This is a genomic window from Kordia algicida OT-1 (assembly GCF_000154725.1).
Classification (GTDB): Bacteria; Bacteroidota; Bacteroidia; order Flavobacteriales; family Flavobacteriaceae; genus Kordia; species Kordia algicida.
Genome location: NZ_DS544873.1, coordinates 2496911 through 2520273, shown reverse-complemented (window position 1 = coordinate 2520273; position 23363 = coordinate 2496911). Strand labels below are relative to the sequence as shown.

Below are 23363 nucleotides of genomic sequence, written 5' to 3'. Positions count from 1 at the left end.
AAAGACACAAGACATTGCTTACATCGGACGACTGTAGACAACATGCAATCATACATATTAGATGCAAATCTTCAATTAGTTCCTGTAGGAGTAATTGGAACTTTGTATATGAGTGGAGCAGGAATCGCAGTTGGTTATCAAAACAAGGAAGAACTCACGAAAAAGCAATTCATAGATCATCCGTATCAAGAAAATACGGTGATGTACAACACGGGCGATTTGTGTAGTTGGAATGAATCCGGAAGTATTAAATACTATGGTAGAATCGATCATCAAATCAAAATACGTGGTTATCGTATAGAATTGGAAGAAATTGTATCAGCGATGTTAAGCTATCAAGGCGTGCAACAAAGTGTAGTAGTAGGAATGGAGTTAGATGGCGAGAAATACTTGGCAGGTTATTACACAGGCAAAGGAGTTGAAAGTTCATCATTAAGAACTCATTTATTGGATTGTTTGCCAGAATACATGATTCCGACGTATTTAATCAGTATGGAAGTCTTTCCACTAACACCAAACGGAAAGATAGACAAACGAGCATTGCCAAATCCAACGGCGGAATTGGTTAGAGAATACGTAGCTCCAACCAACGAAACGGAGCATGCACTTGTAGCAATTTGGGAAGAAGTATTAAACAAAGAAGAAATCGGCATCAAAGACAACTTCTTTGAGCTTGGTGGACACTCACTCAAAGGAATTCAAATAGTATCAAGAATCAACAAAGAATTCGGAGTTAAATTGGAACTAAAAGAACTTTTTATCTCACCAATATTGGAGGATATAGCTTCAAAAGTTTCAATCATTCAATGGGCAAAAAGCCCTAAAAATTCAGAAGAAAATATCATTAAAAAAGATACCATAATATTATGAATGTATATTCATTTTTAGAAGAATTAAAATCTAAAGAGGTTCAACTAAATCTCAATAATGGAAAATTAGAAGTACAAGCTCCTGAGGGAGTTTTGACAGCTGATCTTGTAACACAATTAAAAAGTTACAAAAATGAAATTATTGAGCTATTGCAACAAATACAAGGAGAAGAAAATTCATTTGAAATTCCTGTTGCAACAAAAAAGGAATACTATCCACTGTCGTTTTCTCAAAACAGACTATGGGTTTTAGATCAATTTGAGCAAGTAGGAACAGTCTTTAATATGGCAATGCATTATTGGCTATATGGCGCTATTGATGCAACACTATTTGAAAAAGCATTTAAAATTTTAGTGGAAAGACATGAAATTTTAAGAACTCGCTTTGTATACAAAAATGGACAACCATATCAACAGATATTGCAAAATACGAACGAAGGAATTTCTTTTGAAACTTTAAACTATTCAGATAATGAAAATCCTAACGAGTTTGTTCAAGCGAAAGCGCAAGAAATAGCAGCAACAAAATTCGATTTAGAAAAAGATCCATTACTAAAAGTAGCGCTCATCAAGGTTTCAGATAAGAGTTACTTCTTATCTCTATGCATTCATCATATTATTTCTGATGAATGGTCAATGAACATCTTAGTAAGAGATGTAATCACTATTTATAGCGGATTAAAAAATGGTGAAAAAATAGACTTACAACCATTAAGAATACAATTCAAAGACTATGCAAGTTGGGAATTAGAAAACATACAACATGAAAATGCAAGCAAACAATATTGGTTGCAAAAGTTAGAAGGAACGCTTCCTGTATTAGAGTTGGCTTCAGACTACACGCGTCCTGTCATACAAACATACAACGGAAACGAAGTTGCTATTGAAATCTCAAAGCAAAACAGTCAACAATTTCATGAAATATTAGAAAAAAACGGCGCAACATTATTCATGGGAGTTATGTCGTTAGTGTATACTTTATTATACAAATACAGCGGACAAGACGATATCATTCTTGGTGCGCCAGTATCAGGACGTAAGCATGCTGACTTAGAAGCGCAAATAGGTTTCTATGTAAACACATTAGCTTTACGACAAAATATCGATGGAAATGCTGATTTCCTAACACTATTACAACAGGTAAAAACTAACATTTTAAACGGATACCAACATCAATCATATCCTTTTGATTTATTAGTGAATGAATTAAATATACAAAGGGATCCGTCAAGATCTCCTCTATTTGATGTAATGGTGGTTGTGCAAGATCAAGAAAAAAATAATGTCTCTGAATTTGAAGGTATAACAATTGAAGAAGCACAGTTAGAAAAAACACAAAGTAAATATGATCTTACTTTCTGGTTTAAAGAAAACACGAATGGTAAATTAAGTATTCAAATAGAATACAACACAAATATTTATAGTAAACAAACGATACAAAGATTTTGTGATCATTTAGGAAAACTATTAGAAAACATTCTAGTGAATAGTACTATTCCTTTAAACGAATTAACGCTTATTGATGAAACATCAATCAGGAAACTTGAAAAGTTTAATGCAACTGATGTAGCATATAATCAAAATGAATCAATACTAGATTTATTTAAATCTCAAGTAGAAAATACACCAAATGCAATTGCCGTAACGATTGATGATAAGGAGTTAACATACAAGGAATTAGATGAAATATCAAATCAATTATCTCATCTGTTAAATGTTGAAAGTGAAACGTTAATACCAATCTGTGTAGACCGTTCTTTAGAAATGATTATAGGTATTTTGGCTATTCTGAAAGTAGGAGGAGCTTATGTGCCAATAGATCCAGAATTGCCGCAAAGTAGAATTTCATACATGATTGAAAATACAGAAGCTGCTTTTGTATTAACAGAAACCAAATATGCAAGTCGCTTCAAAATACCTTCGGTAAATATCGACGATGCCACTATCTATAAAAATCAATCGAAGTCCCGACGTTCAGTGGAAATCAACGAATCGTCTTTAGCATACGTAATATATACTTCAGGATCTACAGGAAGACCTAAAGGCGTTAAGATAGATCATGCAGGAATATACAATCGATTACTTTGGATGAAAGACTATTTAGGTATTTCAAAAGAGGACAACATACTTCAAAAAACCAACTTCAGTTTTGATGTTTCGGTTTGGGAATTATTTCTTCCAATAATCTGTGGCGCAAAATTAGTATTTGCCAAGCCGCTTGGACATAAAGACACCAACTATTTGAAGAAAATTATTAATGAAAAACATATTTCATTAATGCATTTTGTTCCTACAATGTTGTCTGCTTTTCTTATGGAATTAACTAATGAAGAAAAACTTTATGGATTACGAGCTGTAATATGTAGTGGAGAAGCTTTGCCAGCAAACACTGTAAAGCAATTTCAAGACAAGTTGCCAAGTGTAAGATTGCATAACTTATATGGTCCTACCGAAGCTTCTATTGATGTTACTGCCATAGATGTAACAAACTATAAACAAGGAAAAATATCAATTGGAAAACCAATAGCAAACACTAAAATTCATATCGTTGATCGTAAAGGTAATATACAACCAATAGGAGTTAAAGGTGAATTATTGATTGCTGGTGTTCAAGTTGCAAAAGGATATGTAAATAATGCAGACCTAACAGCACAAAAGTTTATAGATAACCCTTTTGATGTAGAAGATAAATACAAAGTTTACAAAACTGGAGATTATGCAAAGTGGCTTCCTGATGGAAATATTGAATTTTTAGGTAGAATTGATAATCAAGTAAAACTTAGGGGATATCGTATAGAGTTAGGTGAAATAGAATCATTGTTACAAGCCAATTCAGGTGTAAGTCAGGCTAAAGTAATTGTAAAAGAAGATTTCCTCTTAGCGTATGTTACAGGAAAAGAAATTATCAATATTGATAATTTAAGAACAATACTTCAGAATAAGTTGCCAGCGTACATGATACCTGCTCATATACAACAATTGAGCAAATTCCCATTAACGCATAGTGGTAAGTTAGACAAATCATCTTTGCCAATTCCAGAAGGAATCTCTACAAAAAAATACATTGCTCCCAATACGGAAATTGAAAAACAAATAGCAAGAATTTGGTCAGAATTACTGTTAGCATCCAAAGTAGGAACAGCAGATGATTTCTTTGAACTTGGAGGAAACTCTATCAAAGCAATTCAATTCATCACCAAGCTAAAAAATGAAGCATCTCTACACGTAAGTATTGAAGCGGTTTTCAAAAATCCTGTGCTAAAAAACTTAGCATCACAAATTACAACAGAAACAACGGAAATAAGTATTCCAAAAGTTGAAACACAAGAAGATTACGAACTTTCAAAAGCACAACGCGGAACATGGATTCAGGTGCAAAGACAACCTGATTCACCAATGTTCAACATCTTCAATATTTACCAATTAAAAGGGAAACTAGACCAATCGGCATTACAAAAAGCATTTCGTCAAGTCATAGCACATCACGAAAGTTTACGAACAATCTTTATTAAAAAAGGTGTAGAGCCACGTCAAAAAATACTAGCAATCGAAGCATGTGATTTTTCGGTAACATTCAAAAATGCATCTCAAAGTACAACGGTTCTTCAAGAATTTACAAACCATATTTTTGATCTAAACAAAGGACCACTTTTCAAAGTAACCGTAGTTCAAAACGGCGCTGGAAATCAAGAATTATACTTCTCCATACATCACATCATTTCAGATGAATGGTCTATACAAATACTTGTACGCGATTTAATAAACTATTACAATGCAATTGTTCAAGGTGAAGAAATCTCGGTAACACCATTACCAATTCAATACAAAGATTACGCGGCTTGGCAAACTTCTATGCTCAATAGTGCACAGTTTGAAGTCTCTCGCAACTATTGGAAAAACCATTTATATGAGGCACCAAGAATCGAATTGGCTTCCGATCGTCCGCGACCAGCAGTAATGAGCAACAAAGGATTGCAGTATAACTTTGCATTCTCTCAAAAAGCAAGTGAAGGACTAAAAACAATCTGTTCAAGCTCAGGAAGTACACTATTCATGGGTGTTAGCGCATTAGTATATGCGTTGCTATATCGCTACACAGGACAATCAGACATTACACTCGGAACACCAGTTGCAGGGAGAGATCATGCAGGCTTAGAAAACCAAATTGGCTTGTACATAAACACCTTAGCATTGAGGGCGCAATTTAGTGGAGAAGACAATTTCAAAAAATTACTTACCAATGTAAAAGATATCAGCATTTCAGGTTTTGCTCATCAATCTTATCCATTTGATGTTTTGGTGGAAGAACTAGAAAGTGACTTGCAAAAAAATCGCGCACCATTATTTGATGTTGTCGTAATCTTACAAAATGTAGAACTACAATTCATGAAATCGTTAAAGATGGAAGGAATTGAAATAAAAGGAAAAGATGTCGATCTAAAAGTAAGTAAAAGTGATCTTCGATTTGAGTTTATAGAACGCGAAACACATTTAGAATGTAGTATAGAATACAACACCGATTTATACGACGAAGAACGTATAATTCGTATGGGGAATCATATTGAAAAGCTACTCACAGAAATTTTGGCAACGCCAGAAGTTTCCATGAAAGAACTCACATATCTAGGCGAAGAAGAATCCGCAACGACAGATTGGTTTGCAAAAGAAATTCCAACAATTACGCCACAATATATACACAAAACTTTTGAAAATATTGTCGAATCCTATCCAGAAAAAACGGCATTAATAGAAGAAAGTGGCAACACGAATTATAGAGACTTAAACGAATTTGCCAATCAACTTGGAAATCTAATGACGGACATTGCTATTTCGTCAGAAGATGGAGTTGGAGTTTTATTACCTAGCGGGAAAGAACTTGTGGGAAGTTTACTAGCATGTTTTAAAACAGGCGCAACGTATGTTCCATTATCGAGTAGTTTTTCGCTTTCGCGGATGGAACAAGCGGTTAGTGAAACGGGAATGAAAGTCTTAATCACAGATGATAGCTCTTGGGAAGCATTCAAATCACTAAAGCTTGCGCATAGCTTTACGCACGTATTGGTATTTAAAGCATCAGGTTCGTCGCTATTAGGCGATTTAGGATTGGGTGATTTAGATTTAATCACGTTAGATCAGTCAAGTTTGGAAGTTTACAAAACGGATGTAACAGGCGAGTATACACTAACAAATCATACATTAGAAAGCTACAATAAAGACAATCTTTCAATCGAATACGCTGTAGACAACAGTAGTTACATTTTCTACAGTTCAGGAACCACAGGAAAATCCAAAGCAATTGTCGGAAATCAAGAAAGCATTGCACAGTATGTAAATTGGCACAGAAATACGTTCAACTTTACCACAGAAACACGTGTGAGCCAAATTGCTTCTGTCACATTTGACGCAAGTTTAAAAGACATTCTTACGAGTCTTACTTCAGGAAGTTGTTTATGTATTCCAAGTGAAAAGACTAAACAAAACATGGTATTACTTGGAAGCTGGCTAGCAGAAGAAAAGGTAACAGTTTTACAAACAGTTCCGTCACTTTTTAGATTGCTAACCAACAATCTAAAAGAACAAAATATTGCACTAACGGCTATAGAAGAAGTTGTTTTAGCAGGAGAAAAACTCTACGGTCGTGATGTTGCCTTATGGCGATCGATTGAAGGACACTCCGCAAGAATGAGCAATCTTTATGGACTTACGGAAACCACAGTCTTAAAAAGTTGTTACCACATTCCAGAAACGGAATTGGATGCAGGAAGCGTATTGCCAGTAGGAAAATCCATAGACAATAGCATGATTGCGGTTATCAACGATAGCGGATTGAGCTTGTGGGGAGAAATCGGAGAAGTCTACATCAAAAGTCCATACACAACTAAAGGCTATTTAGATGCTGAACTGACCAAAAATCTATTCGTTCAAAACCCATTAGTAACTGACAGAGAAGACCTAGTTTGCAAAACAGGCGACATTGGACGTTACGATGCGGAAGGAAACCTAGAAATTCTAGGAAGAATAGACGATCAAATCAAACTTCATGGAGTTCGAGTAGAGTTAGACGGTATTCGCAGTGCGCTACTCAATCTAGAAAACATTGGTCAAGTAGAACTGATTGTTCACAATGACAACACGGTAGATTCCTTACTTTGCTATTACAGCGGAACGGAATACGACAAAAGTGAATTACGTGAGACTTTAGGAAAAACGTTAGACAGAAACAGCATTCCAGATTACTTCATGTACCTAGAAGAATTTCCACTAACGCTCAACGGAAAAGTAGACAAGCGCGCTTTACCAAAGCCATCAGAATTACTCAAAAGAAGTAACTATGAAGCGCCAAAAAATAATATAGAAATTTCATTAAGCACCATTTGGTCAGCACTGTTAAACGTACCGCAGACAATCATTGATAGAAATGATTCGTTCTTCGATTTAGGAGGTTCGTCACTAAAAGCGATGCAACTCATTACGCATGTCTACAAAAAACATGACGTACAACTAAGCATTGGAGAAATCTTCAAATATCCAGAACTAAACGTACAAGCAACGTTAATAGCAAATTCAAAAGGAGATACAACATACAATTCCATTCCAACAATTGCAGAACAGGACGATTATGCACTTTCACACGCACAACGTCGTACATGGTTAATAGAGCAACAAATAGAAGGTGTTTCGCCATTTAACGGAGCAGATACTTATCAATTAGAAGGAAATTTAGACATTAAAGCTTTAACGGAATCCTTTACAAAACTCATAGAACGTCACGAAAGTTTACGCACTATATTTATTCTAAAAGATGGAGAGCCAAGACAAAAAATACTAAGCAAAGATGAAGTTGAAGTCAACATAGAAATTATTGATATTAGTGCTTCTCCAAGCAGCAAAAGTAGTTTAGTTCAAGAACTTAGGCAACCACGTTTTGACTTAAGTCAGTGGCCATTATTCAGAATCAAATTACTCTCTTACGGAGCTAACAAATACGAACTCGTTTTTATCGATCATCACATCATTTCCGATGAATGGTCTATGCAAATCTTAGTACGTGATTTAGTGACTTATTATAACGGTTTGGTACGAAATGAATCAATTTCCTTAGCACCATTACCAATTCAGTACAAAGATTATGCAGCTTGGCAAGCTTCACAAATAGGAAGCGAACAATTTGAAGCATCAAGAAATTATTGGAAATCACACTTAGCTGATGCACCAAAAATCGAATTAGCTTCCGATCGTCCGCGACCAGCAGTAATGAGTCACAAAGGAGCGCAACACCATTTCACGTTCTCAAAAGAAGCAAGTGCTGGCTTAAAAGAATTATGTGCAGCGTCTGGAAGTACGTTATTCATGGGATTAAACTCTTTAGTCTACGCATTACTATATCGTTACACAGGACAATCAGACATCACACTCGGAACACCAGTTGCAGGGAGAGATCACGCAGACTTAGAAAACCAAATTGGATTATATCTAAATACTTTGGCGTTGCGTGCACAATTTAGCGGAGATGACAATTTTAATGACTTGGTATCACATGTCAAAGACGTAAGTTTGGCAGGTTTCAATCATCAATCTTACCCATTTGATATCATCATTGAAGACTTAAACATTGACTTACAAAAAAAACGTTCGGCATTATTTGATGTTGTTGTCATTTTACAGAATGTAGACTTACAATTGATGGATGCACTTTCAATGGAAGGTTTGCAAGTTGATGCTTCGCATGAAGAACTAAAAATTAGCAAAGGCGATCTGCGTTTTCAATTTGTTGACCGAGATGGGAAAATAGAGGGAAGTATTGAATATAGTACTGATTTATACGACGAAGAACGTATAATTCGTATGGGGAATCATATTGAAAAGCTACTCACAGAAATTTTGGCAACGCCAGAAGTTTCCATGAAAGAACTCACATATCTAGGCGAAGAAGAATCCGCAACGACAGATTGGTTCGCAAAAGAAATTCCAACAATTACGCCACAATATATACAAAAAACTTTTGAAAATATTGTCGAATCCTATCCAGAAAAAACGGCATTAATAGAAGAAAGTGGTAACACGAATTATAGAGACTTAAACGAATTTGCCAATCAACTTGGAAATCTAATGACGGACATTGCTATTTCGTCAGAAGATGGAGTTGGAGTTTTATTACCTAGCGGGAAAGAACTTGTGGGAAGTTTACTAGCATGTTTCAAAACAGGCGCAACGTATGTTCCATTATCAAATAGTTTTTCGCTTTCGCGGATGAAACAAGCGGTTAGTGAAACGGGAATGAAAGTCTTAATCACAGATGATACCTCTTGGGAAGCATTCAAATCACTAAAGCTTGCGCATAGCTTTACGCATGTGTTGGTGTTTAAAGCATCAGGTTCTTCACTATTAGGAGATTTAGGATTGGGTGATTTAGATTTAATCACGTTAGATCAAACGAGTTTGGAAGTTTACAAAACGGATGCAACAGGCAAGTATACACTAACAAATCATACATTAGAAAGCTACAGCAAAGAAAATCTTTCAATCGAATACGCTGTAGACAATAGCAGTTACATTTTCTACAGTTCAGGAACCACAGGAAAATCTAAAGCAATTGTCGGAAATCAAGAAAGCATTGCACAGTATGTAAATTGGCACAGAAATACGTTCAACTTTACCACAGAAACACGTGTGAGTCAAATAGCTTCTGTCACGTTTGACGCAAGTTTAAAAGACATTCTCACGAGTTTAACTTCAGGAAGTTGTTTATGTATTCCAAGTGAAAAGACCAAACAAAACATGGTATTACTTGGAAGCTGGCTAGCAGAAGAAAAAGTAACAGTTTTACAAACGGTTCCATCACTTTTTAGATTGCTAACCAACAATTTAAAAGAGCAAAACATTGCTTTAACAGCTATAGAAGAAGTTGTTTTAGCAGGAGAAAAACTCTACGGTCGTGATGTAGCCTTATGGCGATCCATTGAAGGACACTCGGCAAGAATGAGCAACCTGTACGGACTTACGGAAACCACAGTTTTAAAAAGTTGTTACCACATTCCAGAAACGGAATTGGATGCAGGAAGCGTATTGCCAGTAGGAAAATCCATTGACAATAGCATGATTGCGGTTATCAACGATAGCGGATTGAGCTTATGGGGAGAAATCGGAGAAGTCTACATCAAAAGTCCATACACCACCAAAGGCTATTTAGATGCTGAACTGACCAAAAATCTATTCGTTCAAAACTCATTAGTAACTGACAGAGAAGACCTAGTTTGCAAAACAGGCGATATCGGTCGTTACGATGCGGAAGGAAACCTAGAAATTCTAGGAAGAATAGACGATCAAATCAAACTTCATGGAGTTCGAGTAGAGTTAGACGGTATTCGCAGTGCGCTACTCAATCTAGAAAACATTGGTCAAGTAGAACTGATTGTTCACAATGACAACACGGTAGATTCCTTACTTTGCTATTACAGCGGAACGGAATACGACAAAAGTGAATTACGTGAGACTTTAGGAAAAACGTTAGACAGAAACAGCATTCCGGATTACTTCATGTATCTAGAAGAATTTCCACTAACGCTTAACGGAAAAGTAGACAAACGTGCTTTACCAAAACCATCAGAATTACTCAAAGGAAGCAACTACGAAGCGCCAAAAGGAGCGGTAGAAGAATCGTTGAGCGCAATTTGGGCAGCATTACTAAGTATTCCACAAACAAGTATTGGTAGAAATGATTCGTTCTTTGATTTAGGAGGTTCTTCATTAAAAGCAATTCAATTAATCTCCCGCGTTTACAAACAACACGAAGTACAACTAAGCATTGGAGAAATCTTCAATCATGCAACATTACAAACGCAAGCCGCTTTATTAACGACAGATTCAAAAAATGATGCCTACAGCGCCATAGAAAAAGTAGCGGAACAAGACGATTATGCACTTTCACATGCACAACGTCGTACGTGGTTGATAGAGCAACAAATAGAAGGTGTTTCGCCGTTCAATGGTGTAGAAGTATATCGTTTAGTTGGAAACTTGGAAGTAGCGTTCCTAAAAAAATCATTCGAAAAACTTATCGAACGCCATGAAAGTTTACGTACAATTTTTATTCTAAATGATGGAGAACCGCGCCAAAAAATATTGCAAAGCAATGAAATTGTCGTAGATATTGAAACAATTGACATAAGTAAAACTCCAGAAAGAAGAAATGCGCTTGTGGAAGAATTAAGACAATCGCGTTTCGATCTAAGTCAGTGGCCATTATTCAGAATCAAGTTACTCACTTACGAAGCAAACGTATATGACTTGGTTTTTGTAGATCATCACATCATTTCCGATGAATGGTCTATGCAAATCTTAGTGCGCGATTTAGTAAGCTATTACAACGGGTTCATAGAAGGAAAAGAAGCAAGCTTAGCACCATTGCCAATTCAATACAAAGATTACGCAGCTTGGCAAGCTTCACAAATGGGAAGCGAACAATTTGAAGCATCAGGAAACTATTGGAAATCACACTTAGCAGATGCACCAAGAATTGAATTAGCTTCCGATCGTCCACGCCCTAAAATCATGAGTCATGAAGGATCACAATATCATTTTTCATTCTCAGAAGAAATCAGCAAAGGATTAAAGGAACTATGTACGGAAGTCGGTTGTACTTTATTTATGGGATTAAACTCTTTAGTATACACCTTGTTATATCGTTACACAGGACAATCAGACATCACACTTGGAACACCAGTTGCTGGACGAGATCATACTGACTTAGAAAACCAAATAGGATTATATCTCAACACTCTAGCATTGCGAGCACAATTTAGCGGAGAAGATAATTTCAAAGAAGTATTGGCACATGTAAAACAAGTAAGTATTGAAGGTTTCAATCATCAAACATATCCATTTGATCTATTAGTAGAAGAATTGGGAGCAAATACAGCCAAAAATCGTTCACCATTATTTGATGTTGTGGTCATTTTACAAAACATTGATCTGCAACTTATGGAATCACTAAAAATGAAAGGTTTGGAAGTTTCATCTGATAACGAAGAACTTAAAATCAGTAAAGGTGATTTGCGTTTTCAATTCGTTGATCGCGAAAGCCACATCGAAGGAAATATAGAATACAGCACTGCGCTATACAATAATGACCGTATAAAACGAATGGTTGCTGACATCAAAAATCTATTGACTGACATTCTCGAAAAACCAACAGTCAAAATTAGAAAGTTAGACTTCCTTTCAGAAATACAAACCAAAAAAATAGCTGCAAAGCGCGCAAGTTTTGCAGATGACTTATCAGAAGATTACTAAAAATATAATTAACCATTGTTAACACAAACAACCATCACAAGGAAACATGAGAAAAGATAGCATAGAAAAAATATACGATATAGAATGGCCAGGTTGGTCACTAGACAACAATAAATTTGGAAAAGACTTTGACGCCGCAGCTAGAATACGAATGATAGAAACTGGACGAAAATTACTTCCTTATTTATTAGATCACGCAAACCCAACATCAAAAAAATATTTGGAAATAGGGCCGTTTTTTACACCAATACTATTCTCTGATGAGTTGAATGATGTATTGTCAAAAGACAAACAGGTAAGTTTTCTGGAAAACGATCAAAATGTAATCAATTGGTTAACAGAAAATTTTGATTGTAATATCCTAAAGTTAGACATCAATGCCAACACATTTCCTGATGAGTTAAAACAAAAAATGGTGAAGCAATTTGGAATTCATGAAAATTTCTATGATGCAATTACAATTTCTCAAATTGTCAATTATGTAGATTACAAATTACTCCTAAAAAACATATTCTCTTGTCTGAAAATAGGTGGAAAAATTTTCATTAACAATGTAATCGATTATGGTATTCCAGAATTATTTTCTAAAAAAAGACCAACATCTAATCAAGAAATAATCAATGTGACACTCTCATTAGGCTACAAAATTGAATTTCAAGAAGAACTTCCAAGAACCTTTGGAGAAGAACCGCATCCGAGATTAATTCTCATTCTCTCAAAATAAAAGAACAACTCTTAAGATTAGAATCTACAAAAAAATCAAATCAATGATTAAAAAATATATACACAAAACATTTGAGGATATAGCAGCATCATATCCTAAGCATACAGCATTGATAGAGGCTAGTGGAACTACGAATTACCAATCACTAAACTATTCTGCTAATCAATTAAGCAATTTACTATTAGACGTAAATGTTTCGTCAGAAAATGCAGTTGGAGTTTTATTACCTAGCGGGAAAGAACTTGTGGGAAGTTTATTAGCATGTTTCAAAACAGGCGCAACGTATGTTCCATTATCGAATAGTTTTTCGCTTTCGCGGATGAAACAAGCGGTTAGTGAAACGGGAATGACAACCCTAATCACAGATGATACCTCTTGGGAAGCATTCAAGTCTTTAAACATTGCGCATAGCTTTACGCATGTATTGGTATTCAAAGCATCAGGTTCATCATTACTGGGAGATCTGGGACTTGATGATCTTGATTTGATATCGTTAGATCAGTCAAGTTTAGAAGTTTACAAAACGGATGAAACAGGCAAGTATACACTAACAAATCATACATTAGAAAGCTACAGCAAAGAAAATCTTTCAATCGAATACGCTGTAGACAATAGCAGTTACATTTTCTACAGTTCAGGAACCACAGGAAAATCCAAAGCAATTGTTGGAAATCAAGAAAGTATTGCACATTACACCAATTGGCATAGAAATACCTTCAACTTTACCACAGAAACACGTGTGAGTCAAATAGCTTCTGTCACATTTGACGCAAGTTTAAAAGATATTCTCACGAGTTTGACTTCAGGAAGTTGTTTATGTATTCCAAGTGAAAAGACCAAACAAAACATGGTATTACTTGGAAGCTGGCTAGCAGAAGAAAAAGTAACAGTTTTACAAACGGTTCCATCACTTTTTAGATTGCTAACCAACAATCTAAAAGAGCAAAACATTGCTTTAACTGACATAGAAGAAGTTGTTTTAGCAGGAGAAAAACTCTACGGACGTGATGTAGCCTTATGGCGATCCATTGAAGGACACTCAGCCAGAATGAGCAATCTTTACGGACTTACGGAAACCACAGTCTTAAAAAGTTATTACCACATTCCAGAAACGGAATTGGATGCAGGAAGCGTATTGCCAGTTGGAAAAGCAATCAGCAATACATTAATCGCAATCATCAATGAAAAAGGCTTATGTAATAGAGGAGAAATCGGAGAAGTCTACATCAAAAGTCCATACACAACCAAAGGCTATTTAGACGCTGAACTGACCAAAAATCTATTCGTTCAAAACCCATTAGTAACTGACAGAGAAGACCTAGTTTGCAAAACAGGCGACATTGGACGTTACGATGCGGAAGGAAACCTAGAAATTCTAGGAAGAATAGACGATCAAATCAAACTTCATGGAGTTCGAGTAGAGTTAGACGGTATTCGCAGTGCCCTACTCAATTTAGAAAACATTGGTCAAGTAGAACTGATTGTTCACAATGACAACACGGTAGATTCCTTACTTTGCTATTACAGCGGAACGGAATACGACAAAAGTGAATTACGTGAAACTTTAGGAAAAACGTTAGACAGAAACAGCATTCCGGATTACTTCATGTATCTAGAAGAATTTCCACTAACGCTCAACGGAAAAGTAGACAAACGTGCTTTACCAAAGCCATCAGAACTACTCAAAGGAAGCAACTACGAAGCGCCAAAAGGAGCCGTAGAAGAATCATTAAGCGCAATTTGGGCAGCATTACTAAGAATTCCACAAACAAGTATTGGTAGAAATGATTCGTTCTTCGATTTAGGAGGTTCTTCATTAAAAGCAATTCAATTAATCTCACGCGTTTACAAACAACACGAAGTACAACTAAGCATTGGAGAAATCTTCAATCATGCAACACTCAAAGAACAAGCAGCGTTAATAGTAAATTCAAAAGGAGATGCAACATACAATTCCATTCCAACAATTGCTGAGCAGGACGATTATGCACTTTCACATGCACAACGCCGTACATGGTTAATAGAGCAACAAATAGAAGGAATATCACCTTTCAATGGTTCTGAAGTATATCGTTTGGAAGGTTTATTAAATATTGATGTTTTAACACAATCCTTTACAAAACTCATAGAACGTCATGAAAGTTTACGTACCATATTCATCCAAAAAGATGGTGCGTCACGACAAAAAATATTAAACAGTAACGAAGTTGAGGTTAACATAGAAATCATTGACATAAGTACAACTCCAGAACGTAGAGATGTACTCATAGACGAAGTGCGAAACAAACGTTTTGACTTGAGTCAGTGGCCATTATTCAGAATCAAATTACTCTCTTACGGAGCTAACAAATACGATCTAATCTTTGTAGATCATCACATCATTTCCGATGAATGGTCTATGCAAATCTTAGTACGCGATTTAGTAACCTATTATAACGGTTTGGTACGAAATGAATCAATTTCCTTAGCACCATTACCAATTCAGTACAAAGATTACGCCGCTTGGCAAGCTTCACAAATGGGAAGTGAACAATTTGAAGCATCAGGAAACTACTGGAAATCACACTTAGCCGATGCTCCAAAAATCGAATTAGCTTCCGATCGTCCGCGACCAGCAGTAATGAGTCACAAAGGAGCGCAACATCACTTCTTATTCTCAAAAGAAGCGAGCCAAGGTTTAAAAGAAATCTGTACAGCGTCTGGAAGTACATTATTTATGGGATTAAACTCTTTAGTCTACGCATTACTATATCGTTACACAGGACAATCAGATATCACACTCGGAACGCCAGTTGCAGGGAGAGATCACGCAGACTTAGAAAACCAAATTGGATTATATCTAAATACTTTGGCGTTGCGTGCACAATTTAGCGGAGACGACAGTTTTAAAAAATTATTAAAACATGTAAAAGAGGTAAGTATCAACGGATTCAGTCATCAAGTATATCCGTTTGACTTGCTAGCGGAAGAATTAGAAGTAAATCTAACTCAAAATCGCTCACCATTATTTGACGTTGTTGTCATTCTACAAAACGTAGATTTAAAACTAATGGACACGCTCGAAATGGAAGGTTTAGATGTCGTATCTACCAACGACGCATTAGAAATCAGTAAAGGTGATTTGCGTTTTCAATTCGTCGATCGTCAAGATCAAATCGAAGTAAGTATTGAATACAGTACAGACCTATACAATCATGAACGTATTGAGCGTATGGTGAATCACTTAGATAATTTATTATCAGAAATAATAGCGACACCAGATTTATCCCTAAAGGAACTCACATATCTAGGCGAAGAAGAATCCGCAACGACAGATTGGTTTGCAAAAGAAATTCCAACAATTGCACCACAATATATACACAAAACTTTTGAAAATATTGTCGAATCCTATCCAGAAAAAACGGCATTAATAGAAGAAAGTGGTAACACGAATTATAGAGACTTAAACGAATTTGCCAATCAGCTTGGAAATCTAATGACGGACATTGCTATTTCGTCAGAAGATGGAGTTGGAGTTTTATTACCTAGCGGGAAAGAACTTTTGGGAAGTTTACTAGCATGTTTCAAAACAGGCGCAACATATGTTCCATTATCGAATAGTTTTTCGCTTTCGCGGATGGAACAAGCGGTTAGTGAAACGGGAATGAAAGTCTTAATCACAGATGATAGCTCTTGGGAAGCATTCAAATCACTAAAGCTTGCGCATAGCTTTACGCATATATTGGTGTTTAAAGCATCAGGTTCTTCACTACTAGGCGATTTAGGATTGGGTGATTTAGATTTAATCACGTTAGATCAAACGAGTTTGGAAGTTTACAAAACGGATGTAACAGGCGAGTATACACTAACAAATCATACATTAGAAAGCTACAATAAAGACAATCTTTCGGTAGAATATCCAATCAATAATAGTAGTTACATTTTTTACAGTTCAGGAACCACAGGAAAATCCAAAGCAATTGTTGGAAATCAAGAAAGCATTGCACAGTATGTAAATTGGCACAGAAATACGTTCAACTTTACCACAGAAACACGTGTGAGTCAAATAGCTTCTGTCACATTTGATGCAAGTTTAAAAGACATTCTTACGAGTTTAACTTCAGGAAGTTGTTTATGTATTCCAAGTGAAAAGACCAAACAAAACATGGTATTACTTGGAAGCTGGCTAGCAGAAGAAAAGGTAACAGTTTTACAAACGGTTCCATCACTTTTTAGATTGCTAACCAACAATTTAAAAGAACAAAACATTGCACTAACAGCTATAGAAGAAGTTGTTTTAGCAGGAGAGAAATTATATGGTCGTGATGTAGCCTTATGGCGATCCATTGAAGGGCACTCGGCAAGAATGAGCAATCTTTATGGACTTACGGAAACCACAGTTTTAAAAAGTTGTTACCACATTCCAGAAACGGAATTGGATGCAGGAAGCGTATTGCCAGTAGGAAAAGCCATAGACAATAGCATGATTGCGGTTATCAACGATAGCGGATTGAGCTTGTGGGGAGAAATCGGAGAAGTCTACATCAAAAGTCCATACACAACTAAAGGCTATTTAGATGCTGAACTGACCAAAAATCTATTCGTTCAAAACCCATTAGTAACTGACAGAGAAGACCTAGTTTGCAAAACAGGCGACATTGGACGTTACGATGCGGAAGGAAACCTAGAAATTCTAGGAAGAATAGACGATCAAATCAAACTTCATGGAGTTCGAGTAGAGTTAGACGGTATTCGCAGTGCGCTACTCAATCTAGAAAACATTGGTCAAGTAGAACTGATTGTTCATAATGACAACACGGTAGATTCCTTACTTTGCTATTACAGCGGAACGGAATACGACAAAAGTGAATTACGTGAGACTTTAGGAAAAACGTTAGACAGAAACAGCATTCCAGATTACTTCATGTATCTAGAAGAATTTCCACTGACGCTCAACGGAAAAGTAGACAAGCGTGCTTTACCAAAGCCATCAGAACTACTCAAAGGAAGCAACTACGAAGCGCCAAAAGGAGCGGTAGAAGAATCGTTGAGCGCAATTTGGGCAGCATTACTAAGTATTCCACAAACAAGTATTGGAAGAAATGATTCGTTCTTCGATTTAGGAGGTTCTTCATTAAAAGCAATTCAATTAATCTCACGCGTTTACAAACAACACGAAGTACAACTAAGCATTGGAGAAATCTTCAATCATGCAACACTCAAAGAACAAGCAGCTTTAATAGCAGAGGCAACGGCAGAAAGTTACAGCGCCATAGAAAAAGTAGCGGAACAAGACGATTATGCACTTTCCCATGCACAACGTAGATTGTGGGTTTTAGATCAATTACAAGAAGATTTTACCGCGTACAGTCGTCCAATAAGTTATGACATTCAAGGGGAATTAAATATTGCGGCATTCACAGAAGCATTTACCAAGCTGATTGAGCGTCACGAGAGCTTACGTACCATATTCATTCTAAAAGATAGCGAGCCACGTCAGGTTATTCAATCTGTAGAAGACATCGATTTTAGCATACCAATCACAGATGTTTCAGATGCAGAAAATACCGAAGAAGCCATTGCAACTGTTTTAGACACACTAGCAGCTTCTGCGTATGATTTATCAAGCGGACCATTATTTAGAGTGGAATTATTAAAAGTAGCGACGAATCATCACCGCTTGTTATTTTCAATTCATCACATCATCTCAGATGAATGGTCTATGCAAGTATTGGTAGGTGATTTAATCACATATTACAACAATAGTGTTCAAGAAACGACCACGAGAATTACACCATTGCCAATACAGTATAAAGATTATGCGGCTTGGCAATTGAAGGAATTATCAGAAGGCGAATTGGCAACAGCTCGCGAGTATTGGTTGTCAAAACTATCAGGAGACTTACCTGTCTTAGACATGCCTTCAGATTATGTGCGTCCGCCAGTACAGACTTACAACGGAGCCCAGAGCTATGTTGCGTTTTCAACAGAAGTGAGTCATGCTTTTAGAGATTATTTGAAGGAGGAAGAAAGCACATTATTTATCGGATTAACCACTTTGGTAAAAGCTTTATTATACAGATATAGTGGACAAGAAGATATCATTGTAGGAACACCTATAGCAGGACGAGAACATGCAGATTTAGAAAATCAGATAGGATTCTATATCAACAATTTGGCATTGCGTACAGAATTCTCAGGCAATGATAGCTTCACAGATTTGCTTTATCGTGTAAAGAAAACATGTTTAGATGGTTATGAGCATCAGACGTATCCGTTTGATTTGTTGGTGGATGAATTGGATTTATCGAGAGATTTAAGTCGTTTTCCATTATTTGATGTATCAGTAGTATTAGCTAGTGAGCAGTCGTTGGAAGCTTCAGAAAAGGCTGTTTCTATGCACGGATTGGATATTTCTCCAGTACGCGTAACTGTTGACACAAGTTTATACGATTTAACGTTTTGGTTCAAGGAAAGTGAATCTGGAGAAATTGCAGTTCATATAGAATACAACACAGATATTTACAGTGAAGAACGTATTCAGAACTTAGGACTTCATCTAAACACACTCTTAGAAAGTGTGCTGACCCATAAAATAACTTCGTTAGACAAACTCCCATTAATCGCAAGTACGGAACGAGAAATCTTGTTGAACAACTATCAAGGAGAAGTAGTTTCACAGGCAATAGAGACAACGCTGGTTTCTTTGTTTGAGTCGCAAGCAGCAACTAGCGCACAGGCAATTGCACTTATATACGAAGACAACGAGCTTAGCTATGAAGAATTGGATGCACGCTCCAATCAATTGGCACACTACTTACAGACAAAACATAATATTAGAAAGGGAAGTGTTGTAGCGATCATGCAAGATCGTAGTGAATACTTGCTTATCAGTATACTAGGAATTTTAAAAGCTGGCGCGGCGTACTTACCGATAGATAAGAACTATCCAGAAGATCGTGTTGCTTATATGCTTTCCGATGGAAATGTTTCCTTAATCATTAGTGATTCAACAGATACAGCACAAACAGTAGCGCAGATCAGCATCAAAGAATTGCAGGAAGAATTAAGGACTTATCCAACAAGCAAACTAGATGTTTCAATAGATGGAGAAGATACAGCTTATGTAATTTACACATCAGGATCTACAGGAAGACCAAAAGGAGTACAAATAAAGCATGGTTCAGTAGTGAATTATTTAAACTGGGCAAATGAAAACTATTACAACAATAGTGCAGACTATCCAGCATGTCTTTTCACCTCATTATCATTTGATCTAACAGTGACAAGTTTATGGAGTGGATTACTTCGAGGAGACGTTTTACACATTATTTCTTCTGATGAAAATGATCTTTCAGTATTACAAAAAGTTTTTACAAACAAATCTATCAAAACAGTAAAGTTAACACCTTCACACATACAAGTATTGGCAGGTTTAAACTTGAATAATACAAATATTTCAGTTGCAATTGTTGGAGGAGAAGCATTGACAGAAAATCACGTTTCTATCCTAAAAGGATTAAATGCTGAAATGAAAATTTATAACGAATACGGTCCGACAGAAACAACAGTTGGATGTAGCGTAGCGTTAATAGAAAATGAAAATACAATTACAATTGGTCACCCAATACAAAACACGTCAATATATGTATTAGACTCGAATAAAGAGTTAGTGCCAATTGGAGTTCAAGGTGAATTATGCGTAGGTGGCGCAGGTGTATTTAAAGGATATATTGGCAATACCACACTAACAGAAGAACGTACATTATCAAATCCGTTTGGAGAAGGAACATTATACAAAACTGGTGATATTGTAAGTTGGGATCATAAAGGAAATCTACATTATCACGGAAGAAAAGACGATCAAGTAAAAATACAAGGATATCGTATTGAACTTGGAGAAATCAGTAGTGTTGTTTCAAACAGCGACTTGGTATCGCAATACGAAATTTTAACTGTTTCGGAAGACTCAGAAACTTCTTTAGTGATCTATTATATTGGTGGTGCAGAAATAGCAAGTAAATTAAAATCATATTTACAGGCTCATTTGCCATTGTACATGGTACCTAATTTTTATGTGGGAATGGGCGCGTTTCCATTAACAAGAAACGGAAAATTAGACAAATCAAAATTGCCATCACCTAAAGGAACTTCTACTAAAATATATACCGCACCTGTAACTGAAACAGAAAAACTGTTGGCAGAAATATGGTCAGAATTGTTATTAGTTGAAACTGTTGGACTAGAGGACAACTTTTTTGAGCTAGGAGGAAATTCACTAAAAGCCATTCGATTAGTATCTATTATTGGGAAAAGGCAATCAGTAAAAATTACGCTCAAAGATATTTTTGCAACGAGCAATTTAAAAGAATTGGCGGCATTCATAGCGACACAAGAATTTACAACATTTGTTTCTATTGAAAACGTTGCAGAAGCGCCATATTATGAAGCTTCATACGCACAAAAACGTATGTGGATGCTCAATCAATTCAATGAAGCCAGAGCAGCATACAATACCTCAATGTCATATTGGTTTCATGGAAATTTAAGTGTAGAAGCATTAAATCAGGCATTCTTAGAACTCATTAACAGACACGAAATACTGAGAACGGTATTCAAAATGATTGATGATGAAGTAAGACAAATAATCTTGGAAGTGAGTAACTTCTTTAAAATAGATTATGTTGACTTGAGTTCACACGAAAATGTAGATGAAGTAATACAAGAAAAACTAACAACACTTATAGAAAGTCCATTAGATTTAGAAAACGGACCATTAATAAAAGTAAGTGTTTTTGAAGTTGCAGAAAACAAATACTTATTTACCTTAATAACACATCACATCATTTCTGATGAATGGTCTGTAGAAATATTAATTAATGAAATTAAATATATCTACAATAGAATACGATCAGGAAAGAAGATAGAACTTCAGCCATTATCCATACAGTACAAAGATTTTGCAGCATGGGAAGCAAAAGAACTTGCAACGGATAAATTAGGATCACACAAATCCTATTGGACAGAAAAGTTATCTGGAGAAATTGCTCCGTTGGAATTACCAACAGATTATGTAAGACCACCAGTAAAAACATTCTCTGGAGCACATAAATATCATCAATTTGGAGAAAAAATAACAAAAGATTTCAATACGTTAATTACCGAAAATGGCAATACAATGTTTATGGGTGCCGTATCGTTAATCAAAATGTTATTGTACCGTTACACGGGAACAAAAGATATTGTAATTGGAACGCCAATCTCAGGGCGTTTGCATCCAGATTTAGAAAATCAAATAGGATTTTATTTAAATACGTTGGTGCTGCGAGATCAACTTTCGGATGATATGAGTTACGAAAACCTGTTGGCACAAGTAAAACAAACCTGTTTAGAAGCGTACGAACATCAACAATATCCTTTCGACTTATTAATAGAAGAATTAGACGTACCACGTGACGTAAGTCGTTCACCATTATTTGATGTAATGGTTGTTTGGCAAGATGGAATTAAAGAATCTACAGACACTTTAAGCGAAGTAGAAATTCAGGAAGATGATTCAATATTTGTAAATAGCAAATTCGACATCACGTTCTATTTCAGCAAGCGTGGCGACGAATTACATTTAACAATCGAATACAATACCTCTTTATTCTCGGAATCTCGCATGGAGCGAATGGGAGTTCACTTGGAAGAATTAATGCAACTTGTAGCTGCTTCTCCAGAGAATAAGATCGGAACGTTTGATTATCTGTCAACCGCAGAACGCACACAAATTTTAGACGGATTCAACGCAACTGCTAAAGACTATCCGCTGTCGGGAAGTTTCTTAGCGAGTTACATGGAAAATGTTGCCACAACTCCAGAAGCAACTGCGATTTATTTTGCAGATCGAGCTGTAAATTATGGTGATCTAGATGCTTCGGTAAATCAGTTAGCAAACTACCTAAGAGAAAATTATGGCATCACACAAGGTGCTCGTATAGGTTTACTGCTAGATAGAAGCGAATGGATGCTCACGGCAATGTTGAGCGTACTGAAACTTGGTTGTGTATATGTTCCAATAGACAAAAGCTATCCAAATTCAAGAATAAGTTACATTTTGGAAGATAGTCATGCAGACTTACTTATCTCTGATGTTGCTTTTGAAGATTCCTCTGAGATTCAGACGTTGTTACTCTCAGAAAAACTAGAAGCCGTTTCAAACTGTAGCAACGAACTAGAAAGAGTCTCTGTCAATGGCACAGACTTGGCGTATATGATTTATACCTCAGGATCAACGGGAACTCCAAAAGGAGTTAAAATTCGTCACCGATCTGTTACCAACTTAATGTATGCTATGGAAAGTGAAGTTTCAGCCACAGCCGACGATTCCTTACTGGCAGTTACCACGTATGCATTTGATATGTCAGTAGTAGAATTATTTTTACCATTGCATGTTGGAGGAAGCGTTATCATTGCTTCTACGTCTTCGTTAAAATCACCAGAACAAATCATTAGTT

Annotated in this window: 4 protein-coding genes; all 4 read left to right on the top strand. The window is 36.2% G+C overall.

Translation table 11 applies throughout. The annotated features are described in order from the left end of the window. Window positions 1-870: phosphopantetheine-binding protein (locus KAOT1_RS23220; protein ID WP_007094829.1), on the top strand; the 870-nt coding region annotated here is incomplete at its 5' end. Further along, complete coding sequence (locus tag KAOT1_RS10740) at window positions 867-12161, top strand: non-ribosomal peptide synthetase (protein ID WP_007094828.1); 11295 nt, start codon at window positions 867-869, stop codon at window positions 12159-12161. The genes KAOT1_RS23220 and KAOT1_RS10740, both read left to right, overlap by 4 nt. 46 nt (window positions 12162-12207) lie before the next feature. After that, complete coding sequence (locus KAOT1_RS10735) at window positions 12208-12885, top strand: hypothetical protein (RefSeq protein ID WP_007094827.1); 678 nt, start codon at window positions 12208-12210, stop codon at window positions 12883-12885. Window positions 12886-12928: 43 nt separating this feature from the next. Then, window positions 12929-23363: non-ribosomal peptide synthetase (locus tag KAOT1_RS10730; protein WP_007094826.1), on the top strand; the 10435-nt coding region annotated here is incomplete at its 3' end.